This window comes from Plantactinospora sp. GCM10030261, assembly GCF_042666615.1.
Lineage (GTDB): Bacteria > Actinomycetota > Actinomycetes > Mycobacteriales > Micromonosporaceae > KBS50.
Genome location: NZ_JBHTDD010000039.1, coordinates 1 through 16,184, shown reverse-complemented (window position 1 = coordinate 16,184; position 16,184 = coordinate 1). Strand labels below are relative to the sequence as shown.

10 protein-coding genes and 1 pseudogene are annotated in these 16,184 nt (G+C 73.0%); 4 read left to right on the top strand and 7 right to left on the bottom strand.

From position 1 onward, the window contains the following. Window positions 1-10 precede the first annotated feature (10 nt). The 4 genes from ACFQUZ_RS29740 to ACFQUZ_RS29725 all read left to right on the top strand — a co-directional run bounded on the left by ACFQUZ_RS29740 (window position 11) and on the right by ACFQUZ_RS29725 (window position 6,974). Window positions 11-847, top strand: coding sequence for an MBL fold metallo-hydrolase (locus ACFQUZ_RS29740; RefSeq protein ID WP_377448159.1), 837 nt, complete (start codon window positions 11-13; stop codon window positions 845-847). Continuing rightward, the gene (locus ACFQUZ_RS29735; protein ID WP_377448157.1) at window positions 763-4,509 is read left to right on the top strand and encodes an adenylate/guanylate cyclase domain-containing protein; all 3,747 of its coding nucleotides are present in this window, start codon (window positions 763-765) and stop codon (window positions 4,507-4,509) included. Before ACFQUZ_RS29740 ends, ACFQUZ_RS29735 begins: the two co-directional genes overlap by 85 nt. Window positions 4,510-4,641: 132 nt before the next feature. Beyond that, window positions 4,642-6,342: a protein kinase gene (locus ACFQUZ_RS29730; protein WP_377448155.1), complete on the top strand. Its 1,701-nt coding sequence runs from the start codon at window positions 4,642-4,644 to the stop codon at window positions 6,340-6,342. Between the two features lie 83 nt (window positions 6,343-6,425). Beyond that, window positions 6,426-6,974 carry a GNAT family N-acetyltransferase gene (locus tag ACFQUZ_RS29725; RefSeq protein ID WP_377448153.1) on the top strand — a complete coding sequence of 183 codons (549 nt, stop codon included), beginning with the start codon at window positions 6,426-6,428 and terminating at the stop codon, window positions 6,972-6,974. On the opposite strand, the gene ACFQUZ_RS29720 is transcribed toward ACFQUZ_RS29725, so the two are convergent. From ACFQUZ_RS29720 to ACFQUZ_RS29690, 7 genes and pseudogenes are all read right to left on the bottom strand, one after another. Continuing rightward, window positions 6,928-8,106, bottom strand: a complete 1,179-nt coding sequence (locus tag ACFQUZ_RS29720; RefSeq protein WP_377448151.1) for an acyl-CoA dehydrogenase family protein — start codon at window positions 8,104-8,106, stop codon at window positions 6,928-6,930. The genes ACFQUZ_RS29725 and ACFQUZ_RS29720 overlap by 47 nt on opposite strands. A gap of 15 nt (window positions 8,107-8,121) precedes the next feature. Further along, window positions 8,122-10,086: a biotin carboxylase N-terminal domain-containing protein gene (locus ACFQUZ_RS29715; protein WP_377448149.1), complete on the bottom strand. Its 1,965-nt coding sequence runs from the start codon at window positions 10,084-10,086 to the stop codon at window positions 8,122-8,124. Between the two features lie 7 nt (window positions 10,087-10,093). Continuing rightward, window positions 10,094-11,671, bottom strand: coding sequence for an acyl-CoA carboxylase subunit beta (locus ACFQUZ_RS29710; RefSeq protein WP_377448147.1), 1,578 nt, complete (start codon window positions 11,669-11,671; stop codon window positions 10,094-10,096). Between the two features lie 22 nt (window positions 11,672-11,693). Then, window positions 11,694-12,833 carry an acyl-CoA dehydrogenase family protein gene (locus ACFQUZ_RS29705; RefSeq protein WP_377448145.1) on the bottom strand — a complete coding sequence of 380 codons (1,140 nt, stop codon included), beginning with the start codon at window positions 12,831-12,833 and terminating at the stop codon, window positions 11,694-11,696. After that, on the bottom strand, window positions 12,830-14,608 hold the full coding sequence (locus tag ACFQUZ_RS29700) for an acyclic terpene utilization AtuA family protein (RefSeq protein ID WP_377448143.1): 1,779 nt from the start codon (window positions 14,606-14,608) through the stop codon (window positions 12,830-12,832). The genes ACFQUZ_RS29705 and ACFQUZ_RS29700 overlap by 4 nt, the downstream gene beginning before the upstream one ends. Before the next feature lie 95 nt (window positions 14,609-14,703). After that, a pseudogene (locus ACFQUZ_RS29695) lies at window positions 14,704-15,483 on the bottom strand (TIGR03084 family metal-binding protein); the annotation flags it as partial. Between the two features lie 15 nt (window positions 15,484-15,498). Then, window positions 15,499-16,098, bottom strand: coding sequence for a TetR/AcrR family transcriptional regulator (locus ACFQUZ_RS29690; protein ID WP_377448141.1), 600 nt, complete (start codon window positions 16,096-16,098; stop codon window positions 15,499-15,501). Window positions 16,099-16,184: the final 86 nt, after the last annotated feature.

The following is a 16,184-nucleotide window of genomic DNA, read 5'->3' as shown; positions in this document are numbered from 1 at the left end:
CATCGCAGGCATGACCGGGCACGTGACGGCGCCGGCCGCGGCGCTGGCCGACCAGTTGCCGACCTGGGTGACGCTGCTGCGCGCGCCGAACCCGGGTCCGATGACGCTGGACGGCACCAACACCTGGCTGCTGCGTGCTCCGGCGGGTGACTACGGGATCGTCATCGACCCCGGTCCGGCCGACGAGGGCCACCTGTCCCGGATCGCGTCGCACGGGCCGATCGGGCTGGTGCTGATCACGCACGGGCACCCGGACCACGTCGAGGGTGCCCGCCGGCTGGCCGAACTGGTTGGCGGGGTGGCCGTGCTCGCCGCCGACCCCGCCCACGCGGTCGGCGCCGATCCCCTGGACGCGCCCCGCGAGAGTCTCGGCGGAGCCGGCCTGGAGATCGAGTCCGTGGCCACCCCGGGGCACACAAGCGACTCGGTCTGCTTCGTGGTGGACCACGACGACCAGCGGGCGGTGTTCACCGGCGACACCATCCTGGGCCGGGGGACCACCGTGGTGGCCCATCCCGACGGCGACCTCGGGGACTACCTGGCCAGCCTGGCGGCGCTGACGGCGTACGAGGACATTCCGGCGCTGCCCGGCCACGGCCCGCCGCTGGCCGACTGCGCCGCCGCGGCCCGGTTCTACCTGGCGCACCGCCAGGCCCGCCTCGACCAGGTCCGGCAGGCTGTCGCGGGTGGGGCGCGGACGGCGGAGGCCGTGGTGGCGACGGTCTACGCCGACGTCGACCGCTCGCTCTGGCCGGCCGCCGAGTGGTCGGTCCGCGCACAACTTGCCTATCTGAAACGCGAGAACCGGGAATCCAACCGGCGGGTCGGCGGGTTGGACCGAGAGTGACCTGCCCGGTGTGTGGAACCGTCGCCGTGCCCGGCGCACGGTTCTGCCACAACTGCGGAGCCGCGCTGCCGGCCGCAGCGACCCTGCCGGCCACCGAACGACGCGTGGTAACGGTCCTCTTCGGTGATTTGTCCGACTTTACCTCCTGGTCGGAGGACCTCGACCCGGAACGCGTGGGAGCGGTCACCGACCGGGTGCTCGCGGCGCTCGCCGGCGCAGTCAAGACCTTCGGCGGCCACGTTGACAAGCTCACCGGTGACGGGATCATGGCAGTCTTCGGTGCTCCCGTGGCCCACGAGGACGACGCCGAACGGGCCGTCCGGGCCGCGCTGTCCATGCAACGCGCGGTCCGTCGGGTGCTCGACGACGAGCAGGGCGGGGGCGCGCCACTCGGCCTGCGGGTGGGCCTCAACACCGGTCCGGTCGTCGCCGGCATCCAAGCCGCCATCGAATACACGGTCATCGGGGACACGGTCAACACCGCGGCCCGGCTGGCCGACGCGGCCGCCATCGGCGCGGTGTACGCCGGGGCCACCACCTCCGCCGCCACCCGGCACGTCGCCTCCTGGCGAAAGCTGCGGCCGCTGCGGTTGAAGGGCAAGCGCGATCCGGTCGAGGCGTACGAACTGCTCGGCCTCCTCGACGCGCCCGGCACCCGGTCCGGTCTTGGCGACGAGGCACCCTTCGTCGGCCGGGAGACCGAGATCGGGCGGGTCGCCGGGCGACTCGCCGAGGTGATCGACCAGGACATGCCTCGGGTGTTGCTGATGACCGCCGAGGCGGGTATCGGTAAGACCCGGTTCGCGGCCGAGGTGCAGCGGCTGGCGGCCGGGTACGACGTCGGCGCCGGCCGGTTCGCGGCGCACACGGGGGCCCGGGTGCTCTCCGTGCGGTGTGCCGCCTTCGGTGAGCGACGCCGGCTGGCGCCACTGGCCGATCTGGTCCGCGCCGCGGTCGGGCTGCCCGCCGACCCGGCCACCGCGGTCACCCGGCCGGTGGTCGAGGAGCGGCTGCGGCGGCTCGGGCAGCGCCTGACCCGGGTCCGGCCGGATCCGCCGCCGGTAAACGTCGACCTGCTGCTCGGCCTGCTCGGCTACGCCGATCCGGCTCCGGTCCGCGCCGTGTCCGCCGAGCCGAGCGAGTGGTCGGCCGCGATCGGGGCGACCCCGGACGCGGAGGCGGTGCCGGGTGCGGTCGCCGAACTGCTCAGCGCGATGGCCGCCGAAAGCCCGCTCGTGGTGATCGTCGACGACCTGCACGACGCCACCCCGGAAACACTCCGGGCGCTCGGGACGACGCTGTCCCGGCTCGCGGGACCGGTGCTGGTGCTGCTGCTGGGCCGGCCCGAACTGGTCCGCACGGCGGGCGCCTTCACCAGGCTCGCGGACGCCGAGGTGCACGCCCTGCCGCCGCTGCGTGGCGCCGACGCGGCCCGGCTGCTGACGACGTACCTGGGCGGCGGTCGGCTGCCCCAGGCGGACACCGACCGGCTGCTGGCCACCGCGCAGGGCAACCCGTTCTATCTCGCCGAGTTGGTCACCCTGCTCACCGAGCGCGGCACCCTGACGACCGTGCTGGGTCGCCAGGGAGCGGCGGGCACGGCATCCTGGCGGCTGGCACCCGGCTCGCTGGGCAGCCGACTGCTCTCCCGGGACCTCGCCGCAGTGCTGGCGGCGCGGATCGACGCGTTGCCGACGGAGGCCCGATCGGTGCTGCGGGACGCCGCGGTGGTGGGGGACACGGTGCCGGCCGGCACGCTGGAGGCGCTGCGCGCTGGTCGGGCCGACGGCATCGCCCGCCCGGCCGCGGTGGCCGGCGTCGAGTTCGAACGGGCCGTCGAGGAACTGCTGCAACGCCGGATGCTGCACCGGGCGCGGGAGGGGTACGTCTTCTCCACCCCGCTCATGCGGGAGGCCGTGTACGCCGGGATCGGCAGGGCGGACCTGGCTGAGCGGCATGCCGTACTGGCCAGGTGGGCGGCGCCCCCGACCGACACCGGCGCGCCCGAGGTGCCGGTGCCGGTGAACATGCCGGAGGTCGTCCGGGACGTGTTCGTCGCCGAACACGTCGAGAAGGCCGTGGCGCTCGCCGACGCGGTCGGCCTGCGGACTGACGCGCTGGCTCGCGGCGTCGCCCCGCTGGGAGCGGCGGCGCTGGCGCGGGCCGCCCGCCGGACGCTCGCCGCCGGGGAACCGGCTTCCACCGTGGAGTACGCGGAGCGGGCCGCAACGCTCGCCGGCGGAACCCTGCCCACCGCTGACCGGCTGGTACACGCCCGGGCGTTGCTCCAGGTGGGACGGGCCTCCGACGCCCTCGCCTTCGCCGAGAAGATCGGTGCGAACGCGGGCGACGACCTGGCGAGTCGAGCCGGCGCGCTGTTGCTGGCCGGCCAGGCCTACCTGGCACTGGGCGACCGGCAGCGGTCCGTGGCCAGCTGGCAGGAGGCGCTGCAGGTGGCCACCGACGCGGGGCTGGCGCCGCAGCGGGCGTCGGCGATGCGCCGGCTCGGCATGGCCGACTTCGTCGGCGGTCGGCTGGCCGAGGCGAGCAGCCGGTTCGCCGCGGCGTACCAGGTCAACCTGGCCGCCGACGATCGGCGCGGGCAGGCCTGGTCATTGCAGAACCTGGCCTGGGTGACCACCACCCGGGGCGACTTCGCCGGCACCGATGCCGTGCTGGGACGGGCCGCCCGGCTCTTCGCCGAGCTGGGTGACCCCGTCGGCCGGGCCTGGATGCGCGGCACCACGGCGTTCGCCCGCATGCTGGCCGGGCGGTTGCGCGACGCGCGGCGGTTGGCGAAGGTCTTCCTCCCGTTCGGTGAGCGGGTCGGCGAGGCGTGGGCGGTCGGCACGCTTCGGGCGGTGGAGGCGTTCGCCGCGGCCGAACTGGGGGAACTGGCCGAGGCCGACCGCGAGGCTCGCCGGGCCTACCGCGACTTCGCCGCCGCCAGCGACGACTGGGGTCGCGGCTTCGCCCTGGTGGTACGGGGTGTGGTGGCCCGCGGCCTGGGCGAGCCCGATCACGCGTACGACCTGCTGAGCGATGCCCTGGAGTACGGTTCGCGGACCAGCCACCCGCTGCTCACCGGGATGGCCGGCACGATGCGTGGCTTCGTGGCGCTGGACGCGGGAGACCCGGTGGCCGCCGAGCGGGACGCCCGCGCGGTGCTGGCCGCGGTCGAACCGCACAACCCGTTGACGCCGGCCCAGGTGGGACCCCGGGTGCTGCTCGCCACCGCGCTGCTGACCAACGGCGACCCGGCGGCCGCCATCGGGCTGCTGGAACCGGTCGCCACCGGTCCGGACACCCCGTCACTGCTGTTCTCCCGCCGGCAGACGCTGGCCAGGTACGCCGCCGCGTTACTCGCCGCCGGGCGTTGTGCCGAAGCGTTGGACTGGGCTCGCCGGGCTGCCGGGGCGGCGGCGGAGGATGTGCGTAGTCACGTGACGGCCACCGTCGTGCTGGCGGAAGCGCTGGCCGCCACGGGCTGGCGGGACGAGGCCCTGGCCGCCGCGGACGAGGCGGTGCGGCTCGCGTACTCGACCCAGCAGGCCAGCGAGAGACCGGGCGCGGACGCGTTACGGAGCCGGCTCTCGGGGTCCCTGGCCGTCGCCGCCCCGCCCCCCGCGATCGTGACCTCTGGGCCCCCGGGAAAGGGGTAAAGCGGCCAGAACGGCAGCCCAAACTGCAGGATTGTCATGTGTGTCGGTCGACAGGGCTCGCGGAGTCGACGCCCCGGTAGGTATGTGAGCCGCGCGATGAGGCGTGTCGGGGCCATTAGGTATTTTCATGCCGTGACCGAGACGCCGCCGGGCCCGTTGCCCCTGCCCGAGGTGCCTGGGTTGACCGACTTGTCACTGTTTGCGCGTGGCGGTTACGCCACCGTGTACCGGGCGACGCAGTTGTCCGTGGGACGCGAGGTCGCGGTCAAGGTGGAGAACCGCACCCTGGACAGCGAGCGCGACCAGCAGCGGTTCCTCCGCGAGGCCCGAGCCGCCGGGCGGATGTCGTCCCACCCACACGTGGTCGACCTGTTCGACGTCGGGGTCACCGCCGACCGGCATCCGTATCTGATCATGGAGCTGTGCGACGGCTCGTACGCGGAACGGATGCGCACCTCCCCACTCGGCCCGCGCGAGGCGCGCGACCTGGGCGTGAAGATCGCTGACGCGTTGGCCCACTCGCACGCGAGTAACGTGCTGCACCGGGACGTGAAGCCGGCCAACATCCTCTACTCCGGTTTCAACTCCGCGGTGCTCGCCGACTTCGGACTCGCCGTGATCGGCGAGCACCGCGACCCGTCGGTGATGCTGGAGGTGCTCACTCCCGCGTACGCGCCGCCGGAGATGTTCCGGCACAGCCCACCCGCGCCGGCGGTGGACGTGTACGCGCTCTGCGCCACCCTGTACGCGGTGATGCACGGCAAGCCCCCCCGCTGGCCCGCCGAGCAGGACCCGAGCCTGGTCATGCTGCTCGAACTGTTCTCTCATCCCGTCCCCGGTCTGCCCGGGGTGCCGGACGCGCTGCTCGACGTGCTCAGGTCCGGGATGGACAACGATCCGGCGCGGCGGCCGACCGCCGCCGTGCTCCGCGACATGCTGTCTGACGTGTGGTTGGGCCGTTCGACGGCGCCTACCTCCGGCGCTCCGGTCTCCGGCGGCGCGGCTCCGATCTCCGGCGCCCCGGTGTCCGGCGGTGCCGCTCCGGTGTCCGGTGCTCCGGTGTCCGGCGGTGCCGCTCCGGTGTCCGGTGCTCCGGTGTCCGGCGGCGCCGCTCCGGTGTCCGGCGCCGGATTGCTGGATCCGGACGTCACGCCGCGGGTGCCGCCCCGACCGCCGGCACAGTGGCCCGCCGGCCTGTCGGGGACGCCGGCCCGCCGGCCCACCTGGCAGGTCGTCCTCGGCGTGGTCGGCGCCGTCCTGCTCCTGGTCACGGTCGGCGCGGTGTCCTGGTGGGTCGGGCGGCATCCCGGTGACGAGTCCCGCTCGGCACCGGTGAGCAGCGCGCCAGCCGCCCCCAGTGGAGCGACCTCGCCGGCCGTCGCCGGTCCAGACACCACACCGTCCGGCGTCGGACCCGGTGCCACCGCCTCCGGTGCCGCCGGGGCCCTGCCCGGGTGTCCGGCTGGCCTGCCGGCCGGTGCTCGGTGCCCGACGGAGTTGGAGTGCTACGGCCCGGTGCGGATCCGGGGCAGCGCGGCACAGGCGGAGCGGGTGCCCTGCTCCGGCCGGCACACCTGGGAGAGCTATGCGGTCGGCGACCTGCCGGCCGAGGTCGACGCCGGTAACCACGCGTCGGTGGTTACCGAGCCCACGGTTGCCCGGATCTGTGCCGCCACCACGTTCACCGCGGTGAGCGGGCAACCCGTGGTCGACGGTTGGCGGTTCGAGGTGCTGCCGCCCGACCGGTCCGCCGTGGCGACCGGTGACCGCGCCTACCGGTGCCTCGCCGGCAAGGGTGTGGACTCGCTGGTCGGGCCGACCCTGGCGCGCTGACCGGGCCGGATCGGTGGCTGACTCGGCGGACCGCGGGCCGGGTAAATCGTTGTCGGCCGGCTGTGGGTTCATAGACTCGCCGCGTGGCGTTGAAGATCATGGTCGTTAGTAGTCCCGATCGGGTGGATGCCGCCGCACGGATCTGGGCCGAGAGTACGGCCGCGCGGGACGGCGCGGAGAACGTCGCACCGCTCGACCTGGCTCGTCCGCTGATCCAGGCCGTGCTGGACAGTTCACCACGGTCGATGCTGCTCGTTGCCGACGACGCAGGGCAGACAGTCGGGTTCGCCGCCGTGCAGCCGTGGGGGAGGGCGCGCGAAAACGAGCCGACCGCGGAGATCCGGTATGTCGGCGTCAGCCCTCGCGTCTGGCGCAGAGGCGTCGGACGACAGTTGATGGCGGGTGTCCCGGGCGTGCTGGCGGAGGCAGGGTACAAGCAGGCGGTACTCATGGTTTACCTGGACAACACCGGGGCAGTGCGGTTGTACGAAGGACTCGGCTGGCGTGCCGAGGGGACATCGGTACCGCATCCACGCACCGGCAGACGCGAACAGCTGTACGTCCTCGACTGCCTCAACACTGGAATCAGTACGACTTGTCCTGGCCGAGCACGTGCTGGGCGACGAAGTTGAGGATCATCTCCCGGCTGACCGGGGCGATCCGGCCGGCCCGGACCGCGCCGAGCAGGGTGGCGACCCCGTACTCGGTGGTCATGCCATTGCCGCCGTGCACCTGGATGGCCGTGTCCACGGCCAGCGCGGCAGCCTCGGCCGAGGCGTACTTCGCCATGTTGCCGGCCACCCCGGCCTCCAGATCGCGTCCCGCGTCGTACAGCGTCGCCGCCTTGTAGATCATCAGCCGGGCCAGCTCGACCTGGATCGAGGCGTGCGCCAGGGGATGCGCCACCCCCTGATGGGAGCCGATCGTCCGGCCACCCCACACCGTGCGGCTGGCCGTGTATGAACTGGCCCGCTCGATGGCGTACCGGCCGGTGCCGGCGCCCATCGCGGCCACCGTTATCCGTTCCGGGTTGAGCCCCGCGAACAGCGCCGGCAGCCCCGAATCCGGACCACCGACAAGCGCGTCCGCCGGCAGCCGGACGTCGTCCAGGTAGAGCAGGAACTGGTTCTCCGGAGACAGGATCTCCATGTCCAGCTTGGACTTCTCCAACCCGGGCGCGTCGGTGGGCACGATGAACAGGGCCGGCCTGAGTCGCTGCCGACCCCCGTCAACGTCGACGCTCTCGTCGGCGATGCGCGCCACCACCAGCACGTACTGCGCCTCGTCGACCCCGGAGATGTAGCACTTGCGGCCGGACAACAGCCAGTCGTCGCCGTCCCGGCGGGCCACCGTGCCGAGCCGGTGGAAGTTGGAGCCCGCCTCCGGCTCGGTGATCGCGAACACCACGGTCTGCGACCCGTCGGCGAAGCCCGGCAGGAACCGGGCCCGCTGCTCCTCGGTGCCATGCTTCTCGATCACGGTTGCGGCGATGGCCGGCGACACCACGAGCAGCAGCAGCGGGCAGCCGGCCGCGGCCAGCTCCTCGCAGACGATGGTCAGCTCGGTGATCCCGCCGCCGCCCCCGCCGTACTCGGTGGGGATGTTGACGCCGAGATAGCCCAGCTTGCCGGCCTCCCGCCACAGCTCGGTGGTGTGTTCGCCGGCCCTGGCCTTGCGCACGAAGTAGTCGTGGCCGTACCGCCGGGCCAGCGCCCGGACGGCGTCGCGGAGCTGGTCCTGCTCGGGGGTGAGGTCGAAGTCCACGGGGCGCCTCCAGGATCAGTCGGGGTTGACCACGGCCAACACGGCACCCGTGTCGACCTGGGTGCCGGCGGCCACCGGCAGCTCGGCCACCACGCCGTCCGCCGGAGCGAGCACGGGATGTTCGAGCTTCATCGCCTCCAGGGTGAGCAGCGGGTCACCGGCGGAGACCCGCTGGCCGACCTCGACGTGCACCCGGGAGACCGCGCCGGGCAGCGGCGCGAGCAACGACCCCGCGGCCAGCTCCGGCTCGGGCAGCGGGAACCGCGGCAACTCGGTGAGGCTCGCCGCCCCGGCCGGACCGTCCACGAAGACCTCCGACCCCACCCGACGTACGCGCAGCTGCCAGCGGCTCTCCAGCACGGTGAGCACCACCCGGTCCGGGCCGGCCTCGTCGAGCCGGGCGGGAATCTCGCCGGCCGGCTCGCTTGACCACTCGGCCAGCGCACCGTGGCGGTCCAGCCGGTAGCGGATCTCGACCTCCCGTCCGGCCCGGTCGGCGTACCGGACGACCTGCGGGAATGCGGGCACGTTCCGCCAGCCGGAGGGGAGCCCGCCCAGCACCGGAGCGGCCAACCGGCGTTCGGCGGCCGAGGCGAGCGCGGCGGCCAACGCCGTCACCGGCAGCAGGTCGGCCGGGAGCAGCGGGGCAAAGACCTCGGCGTTCCGGTCCAGGAAGCCGGTGTCGACGTCCGCCGCGCCGAACTCCCGGCTGCGCAGCGTCCGGACCAGCAGGTCCCGGTTGGTGACCACCCCGTGCAGTTCCGCGCGGGCCAGCGCACCCGCGAGGGTCCGGGCCGCCTCGGCGCGGGTGGGTGCCCAGGCGACCAGCTTGGCGAGCATCGAGTCGTAGTGGACGCTCACCGTCGAGCCGTCAACCACCCCCGAATCGAGCCGCAGACCCTTGGTCGGAGTGAACTCGCCGGCCACCCCGGGGATCGCGAAGCCGTGCAGGGTGCCGGTGGCCGGGCGGAAGTTCTGCGCCGGATCCTCGGCGCAGAGGCGGACCTCGATCGCGTGACCGTCGACCGGCGGGGTCACCGCCAGCGGCAGCGGCTCGCCCTCGGCGACCAGCAGTTGCAGCCGGACCAGGTCCAGCCCGGTGACCGCCTCGGTGACCGGGTGTTCCACCTGGAGCCGGGTGTTCATCTCCAGGAAGGAGAACTCGCCGTCCGGCGCGAGCAGGAACTCGACGGTGCCGGCGCCGACGTACTCCACCGCGCGGCCGGCGGCCACTGCCGCAGCGTGCAGCCGCCCCCGCAGGTCAGGGTCGAGGACCGCCGGGGCCTCCTCGATGATCTTCTGGTGCCGGCGCTGGATCGAGCAGTCCCGGTCGCCGAGAGCCAGCACCGTGCCGTGGGTGTCACCGAAGATCTGCACCTCGACGTGCCGGCCGCGCTCGACGTACCGCTCGATGAAGACCGTGCCGTCGCCGAACGCCGCGGCCGCCTCGCGGCGCGCGGAGGCGACGGCCTCGCCGAGTCCGGCGGCGTCCCGCACGATCCGCATGCCGCGACCGCCACCGCCCGCGGACGCCTTTACCAGCACCGGGAAGTCGGTGACCTGATCGTCGTCGGTCCAGGTCGGCAGCATCGGCACGCCGGCGTCGGCGAGCAGCGCCTTCGCCGCCATCTTGTCTCCCATCGCGGCGATCGCCTTGGCTGGTGGCCCGACCCAGGTCAGCCCGGCGTGGTCGGCGACCCGCATGGCGAACTCGGCGTTCTCGGCGAGGAAGCCGTAGCCCGGGTGCACGGCGTCCGCGCCGGTCCGGCGGGCCGCCCGCAGGATCTGCGCCATGTCCAGGTACGTCTCGGCAGGTGTGTGCCCCGGTAGGCGGGTGGCCAGGTCGGCCTCGGCGACGAACGGCGCGGCGGCGTCCGCGTCCGAGTACACGGCGATCGTGGTGATCCCGAGGGTGCGGCAGGTGGCGAAGATCCGGCGGGCGATCTCCCCGCGATTGGCAACCAGCAGTCGTTGAATCATCTCCGCCTCACATCCGGAAGACGCCGAAGCCGTCGGCGCCACTGATCGGTCCGTTGTGGACAGCCGACAGACAGAGCCCCAGGACCGTACGGGTGTCCCGAGGGTCGATCACACCGTCGTCGTAGAGCTTCCCGGAGAGGAACAGCGCTCCGGACTGCGACTCGATCTGCTGTTCCACCATCATCCGCATCGCGGCATCCGAGTCCTCGTCGTACTCCCGGCCCCTGGCCAGGGCGGCCTGCCGGGCCACGATGGACAGCGTGCCGGCCAACTGGGCCGGTCCCATCACGGCCGACTTGGCGTTCGGCCAGCTGAACAGGAACCGCGGCTCGTACGCCCGGCCGCACATCCCGTAGTTGCCGGCGCCGTACGACGCGCCGAGGTTGACGGTCAGGTGGGGGACCGTCGAATTCGACACCGCATTGATCATCAAAGCGCCGTGCTTGATGATGCCGCCCTGCTCGTACTCGGCGCCCACCATGTAACCCGTGGTGTTCTGGAGGAACACCAGCGGCGTGTCGGCGGCGTTGGCGAGCTGGATGAACTGGGCGGCCTTCTGCGCCTCCTCGCTGAACAGCACCCCCCGGGCGTTGGCCAGCACACCCACCGGATAACCGTGCAACTCGCCCCAGCCGGTCACCAGGGCGGTTCCGTACGCCGGCTTGAACTCGTCGAACTCGCTGCCGTCCAGCACCCGGGCGAGCACCTCGCGCGGATCGAACGGCACCTTGAGGTCGGCGCTCGGCACGTCCAGCAGGTCCTCCGGGTCGTACACCGGGGGTGCCGGCACGCTGGTTCGCGGCGGCGGACCCTGCTTGCGCCAGTTCAGCCGGCGGATGACCTGCCGGGCCAACCGCAGTCCGTCCCGCTCGTCGACCGCGAGGTAGTCGGCAAGACCGGACCTGGTGGCGTGCATCGTCGCGCCGCCCAGCGACTCGTCGTCGGTGACCTCGCCGGTGGCCATCTTCACAAGCGGCGGACCGGCGAGAAACACTTTCGCCCGATCACGCACCATGATCGTGTAGTCGGACATCCCGGGGACGTACGCCCCGCCGGCCGTGGCGTTGCCGAACACCACGCTTACCGTGGGGATCCGGGCGGCCGACAGTCGGGTCAGGTCGCGGAACACCCGTCCGCCGGGAATGAAGATGTCCGCCTGGCTCGGCAGATCGGCTCCGCCGGACTCCACCAGGTTGACCATGGGAAGCCGGTTGGCCAGCGCGATATCGCCGGCCCGCCGGGTCTTAGCCAAAGAGATCGGGTTGACCGCGCCGCCGCGTACGGTCGGATCGTTGGCGATCAGCAGGCACTCCACGCCCTCGACCACTCCGATGCCGGTGACCACGCTGCCGCCGACCGGAAAGTCGGTGTCCCAACCGGCCACCGGAGACAGCTCCAGGAACGGAGAGTCCCGATCCAGCAGCAGCTCGACGCGTTCCCGGGCGAGCAGCTTGCCGCGCCCGTGATGGCGGGTCACGTACTTCTCCCCGCCGCCAGCCCGGGCCTGGTCGAGGGCGGCGTCCAGTTCGGCCAGCCGGTCCAGCATCGCTCGCCGGTTCGCCTGGCTCGCCTGGCTCGTGGTCATTGTGGAGCGCAACACGGTCACCTCAGACCCCCAGGCCCTTCGCGATGATCTCGTTCATGATCTCGGTAGTGCCGCCACCGATGCCGAGGATCCGGGCGTCCCGGTAGTGCCGCTCGACCTCGGCGTCCCGCAGGCAGCCGAACCCGCCGTGCAACTGGACCGCCTGGTCCACCACCCAGTCGCAGGCCGCCACCGCGACGTTCTTCGCCATGGCGACCTCGGTGACCACCGGCTGGCCGGCTGCCACCCGGGTCGCCACCTCGTGCACCAGGCAGCGGGCCGCCTCGGCACGGGTGGCCATCTCGGCGATCCGGTGCCGGACCAGCTGCCTGCTGGCCAGCGGGCGGCCGAACGTGTTCCGGGTCCGGCACCAGTCCACGGTCAGCTCGACGCACCGCAGCGCCGTCGCGTACGCCTGCGTCGCGAGCGACAGCCGCTCACCGGCGAAGTGCTGCATGATGGCGAGGAACGCGGTGTCCTCCGGGCCGATCCGGTTGGCCACCGGCACCCGTACGTCGGAGAAGGACAGCTCGGCGGTGTCTGAGCAGTGCCAACCCAGCTTTTCCAGCCGCCGGCCCACGGTGAAACCCGGCGTTCCCTTGTCGATCACCAGCAGCGTCAGATCCCCGGTGCGGGGGGCGTGCGCGCAGACCGCGGTGGTCACGAAGTCGGCGCGGCACCCGCTTGTGATGTACGTCTTCGCGCCGTTTACCACGTAGTGGTCACCGTCGCGCCGGGCGTGGGTCCGGATGCCGGCCACATCGGAACCGCCGTCCGGCTCGGTGATCGCCAGGGCGCCGATCTTCTCCCCGGCCAGGGTGGGCCGGACGTACCGGTCGATCAGATCCGGATCCGTCGTGCTGATCATGTGCGGCAGCGCGATGCCGTGCGTGAACAGGGCCGCCACCAGGCCGGATGAGCCACCGGCCCGGATCAGCTCCTCGGTCACCACGATGGAATCGAGCAGGTCGCCGCCGCTGCCCCCGACCGCTTCGGGGAAGCCCACCCCGAGCAGGCCGATCCGGGCGGCGGTTCGGTGCAGGTCGCGGGGCACCTCGCCGGCACGTTCCCAGTCCGCGAGGTGGGGCCGCACCTCGCGGGTGACGAAGTCCCGGGTCAACTCGCGAAGCTGCCGCCGCTCCGGCGTGTCCACGATGCTCATCCGGACGCCGCCGGCGGGTCCGGTGCCGCCGGCAGATCCGGCAGGTCGACCACCCGGGACCGGAGCAACTCGCCCAGCGCCTTCGCCTGCGGGTCGAACCGGGTCGAGGCGGCCACCCCCTCGCCGAGCAGGCCGCGCAGCACGAAGTTCACCGCCCGCAGGTTCGGCAGCTCGTACCGGTCGACGACCAGCTCGGCCGTCTCCGGCAACAGTTCCCGCAACCGATCGGTGGTCAGCCAGCCGCTCAACCAGTCGAAGCCGGCGGCGGACCGGGCCCACACGCCCAGGTTGGCGTCGCCGCCCTTGTCGCCCGATCGGGCGCCCACCACCTCGCCCAGCGGCCCTCGCCGTCCCACCTGTGCGGAGTGACCACCGGTTGCCGAAGACCGTATCGGAGGCGGACCCTCCAACCGCCCAGGCAGCGGGGCGGCACGCGTCGGCGGCGGTTCGCTTCCCGTTGGCGGCGGTGCGGCACGCGTCGGCGGCGGTTCGGTTCGTGTCGGCGGTGGCACCGCGACCCGCTCGCCGCCGGGCAGCACCGCCACGTGCGCCACCTCCTCCTGCGGCACGACGTCGGCGGAGAAGACACCGTACGGCCGGGCGTCACCGGGCAGGGTGGTCAAGGTGCAGCCGGGGTACGACGCCAGGGCCAGCTCCACCGCCGCCGCCGAGAACGCCCGCCCGACCCGCCGTTGATCCGTGTCCCGCAAATTGACGTGCAGCAACGCGCTGGCCACCTCGGTCTCGCTGGCGTCCGGGTGGTCGGTGCGGGCCAGCGTGAACTCCAACCCGTCCGGCCCCACGGCGTCGGTGACCTGCCGGCGTACCAGCTCCGCTTTGGCCGCGATGTCCAGCCCGCACAGCACGAACGTCATGCCGTTGCGGAAGCCGCCCAGGTTGGAGACACCGACCTTGAGGGTGGGCGGCGCGGGCCGGCCACGGACGCCGCTGACGCGTACCCGGTCCGGTCCCACCCCGCTCAACGTCACGGTGTCGAGCCGGGTCACCACGTCGGGGCCGAGGTAGTCGGGGCCGTCGATCTCGTACAACAACTGGGCCGTGACGGTCTCGACCGTGACCGCGCCGCCGGTGCCCGGATGCTTGGTGATCACGGCGGACCCGTCGGCGTGCAGCTCCGCGATCGGGAAGCCGGGCCGGCGCCCGCCGTCGGGCAGCTCGGTGAAGAAGCTGAAGTTTCCGCCGGTCACCTGTGCGCCGCACTCCAGCAGGTGTCCTACGACGGTGGCACCGGCGAGCGCGTGCACATCATCGTGCCGCCAGCCGAAATGCGCCACGGCCGGCCCGACGACCAGGGACGCGTCGGTGACCCGACCGGTCACCACGACGTCGGCGCCTCCGTCGAGACAGGCGGCGATGCCGTACGCACCGAGGTAGGCGTTGGCGGTGAGCGCGTCCGGCCGGTCGACGGCGTCACCGTCGACGTACCCGATCCGGGTGGAGAGGCCGAGTCGCGCGGCGAGTGACTCCAGCGCGGTGGCCAGCCCGGCGGGGTTCAACCCACCGGCGTTCGTGACGATCCGGATCCCGCGCTCGGCGGCGGTGCCCAGGCAGGTCTCCATCTGCCGCAGGAAGGTCCGCGCGTAGCCGAGACCGGGGTCCTTGAGTCGGTCCCGCCCGAGGATGAGCATGGTCAGCTCGGCCAGGTAGTCACCGGTGAGCACGTCCAGCTCACCGCCGTCGAGCATCTCCCGCCAGGCGTCGAACCGGTCGCCGTAGAAGCCGGAGGCGTTTCCGATCCGGAGCGGTGTCGTCATGGCGCGACCGCGGCGACGGTGCCGGCGCCAGGGCCGGCGGCGCGGGGATCAACGGTGCCGGGATCAGCGGCGCGGGGATCGGTGCCTCCGGCCGCCGTCCGGCCGGTGCCGGATGGCCCGGCGAACGCCTGGGCTACGTCCAGCCAGGCGTCGGCCACCGGTCCGGTCGCCGACAGGGCGAGGTCGGAGCGGTGCCGGCGCTGGGTGACCAGCAGGCAGAAGTCGAGCGCGGACCCGGTGACCCGATCGGCGGCGTCGGCCGGACCCCAGGTCCAGGCGTCGTCCGGCTGGCCGGTGGGCGGGATCAGCTCCACCCGCACCGGCTGGTCGGGCAGGTCGAGGCCGCGGGCGGCGAAGCCGTTCCCGAGGGTACGCACGCCGAGGTGCGCGATGTGGCGCAGCCGGTCGGTGGGTTCCCGGCGGACGCCGAGCGTGTCGGCCACGTCGAGGCCGTGTGCCCACGTCTCCATGATCCGTGCGGTGATCATCGAGGCGACCGACATCGGCGGCCCGTACCAGGGGAGGCGGGTGCCGGCCGGCACTTCGGTGAGGGCGGTGGCCAGCGCGGCCCGGCCGGTCCTCCAGCGGTCGAGCAGGTCGGCCGGCGCGGCCAGGAACTCCTCGGCGCCCCGGTCGACGAAGCCATCCGGGTCGCTCGCCGCACCGCTGACCGAGGCGATGAAGGCGGTGGTGTCGGTGGCGGCGAGCAACGCCACGTGGTCGGTCCAGGCGAGGTGGGCGACCTGGTGCGCGATGGTCCAGCGAGGTGCCGGGGTGGGGCGTGCCCAGTCGGCGTCCGGCAGCGGGGCGACCATCCTGTCCAGGTCGGCCGACTCGGCGGCCAGGTCGGTCAGCAGGCGGTGGGGGTCGGCCATGGGGTCCTCTCTCGGTCAGCGGGACAGGATGGTGCCGAGTTGCTGCTTCCAGGTGTCGAGCAGGGCGGCGCGGCGTGCCGAGTCGTCGGAGAGCAGGTTCGCCACGCCGAGGCCACGGAGGAGGTCCAGGGTGGCTTGCACGGATTCCCGTACGCCCGGTCGCCGCTCGTCGGCGCCGAGCAGCTCCACGGTCATCCGATGCATCTCGCGGCCGACGCGGGCCTCCAGCGGGACCAGGGCGGCGCGCAGCTCCGGATCGGTGCGGGCGGCCACCCACAGCTCCAGGGCCGCGGCGAACAGCGGCCCGGTGAACAGAGCCGCAAGCATGTCGACCACCCGGCCGGCGCGGTCCGGGCCGGCAGGCAGCGCGGCTGCCTCGGCGCGGATCTCGGCGGCCCGCCGCTCGGCCAGGTGCTCGACCGCGGCCAGCACCAGGGCGGCCTTGGTGGGGTAGTGGTGCAGCTGGGCGCCCCGGGAGACACCGGCCCGGGCCGCGACGACGGTGGTCGTGGTGCCCGACCAGCCGTGCTCGACAAGCGCGTCGACCGTCGCCTCCAGCAGCCGGGCCTGAGTCGCCCGGCTGCGCTCCTGTTGGGGCACTCGGGTCGGCGGCACGAAAACAGCCTGCCTCCCACAAAACAAACAGTCAAGCCTGACTTTTTCAACCTCTTCCCTTCCTCTCCCTCCCTCCTCCCCCTCCC

Excerpts from the sequence above, each read along its gene's own strand:
- ACFQUZ_RS29740 (WP_377448159.1), top strand. The coding sequence starts at position 11 with ATGACCGGGCACGTGACGGCGCCGGCCGCGGCGCTGGCCGACCAGTTG.
- ACFQUZ_RS29715 (WP_377448149.1), bottom strand. The coding sequence starts at position 10,086 with ATGATTCAACGACTGCTGGTTGCCAATCGCGGGGAGATCGCCCGCCGG.
- ACFQUZ_RS29710 (WP_377448147.1), bottom strand. The coding sequence starts at position 11,671 with ATGACCACGAGCCAGGCGAGCCAGGCGAACCGGCGAGCGATGCTGGAC.
- ACFQUZ_RS29705 (WP_377448145.1), bottom strand. The coding sequence starts at position 12,833 with ATGAGCATCGTGGACACGCCGGAGCGGCGGCAGCTTCGCGAGTTGACC.
- ACFQUZ_RS29700 (WP_377448143.1), bottom strand. The coding sequence starts at position 14,608 with ATGACGACACCGCTCCGGATCGGAAACGCCTCCGGCTTCTACGGCGAC.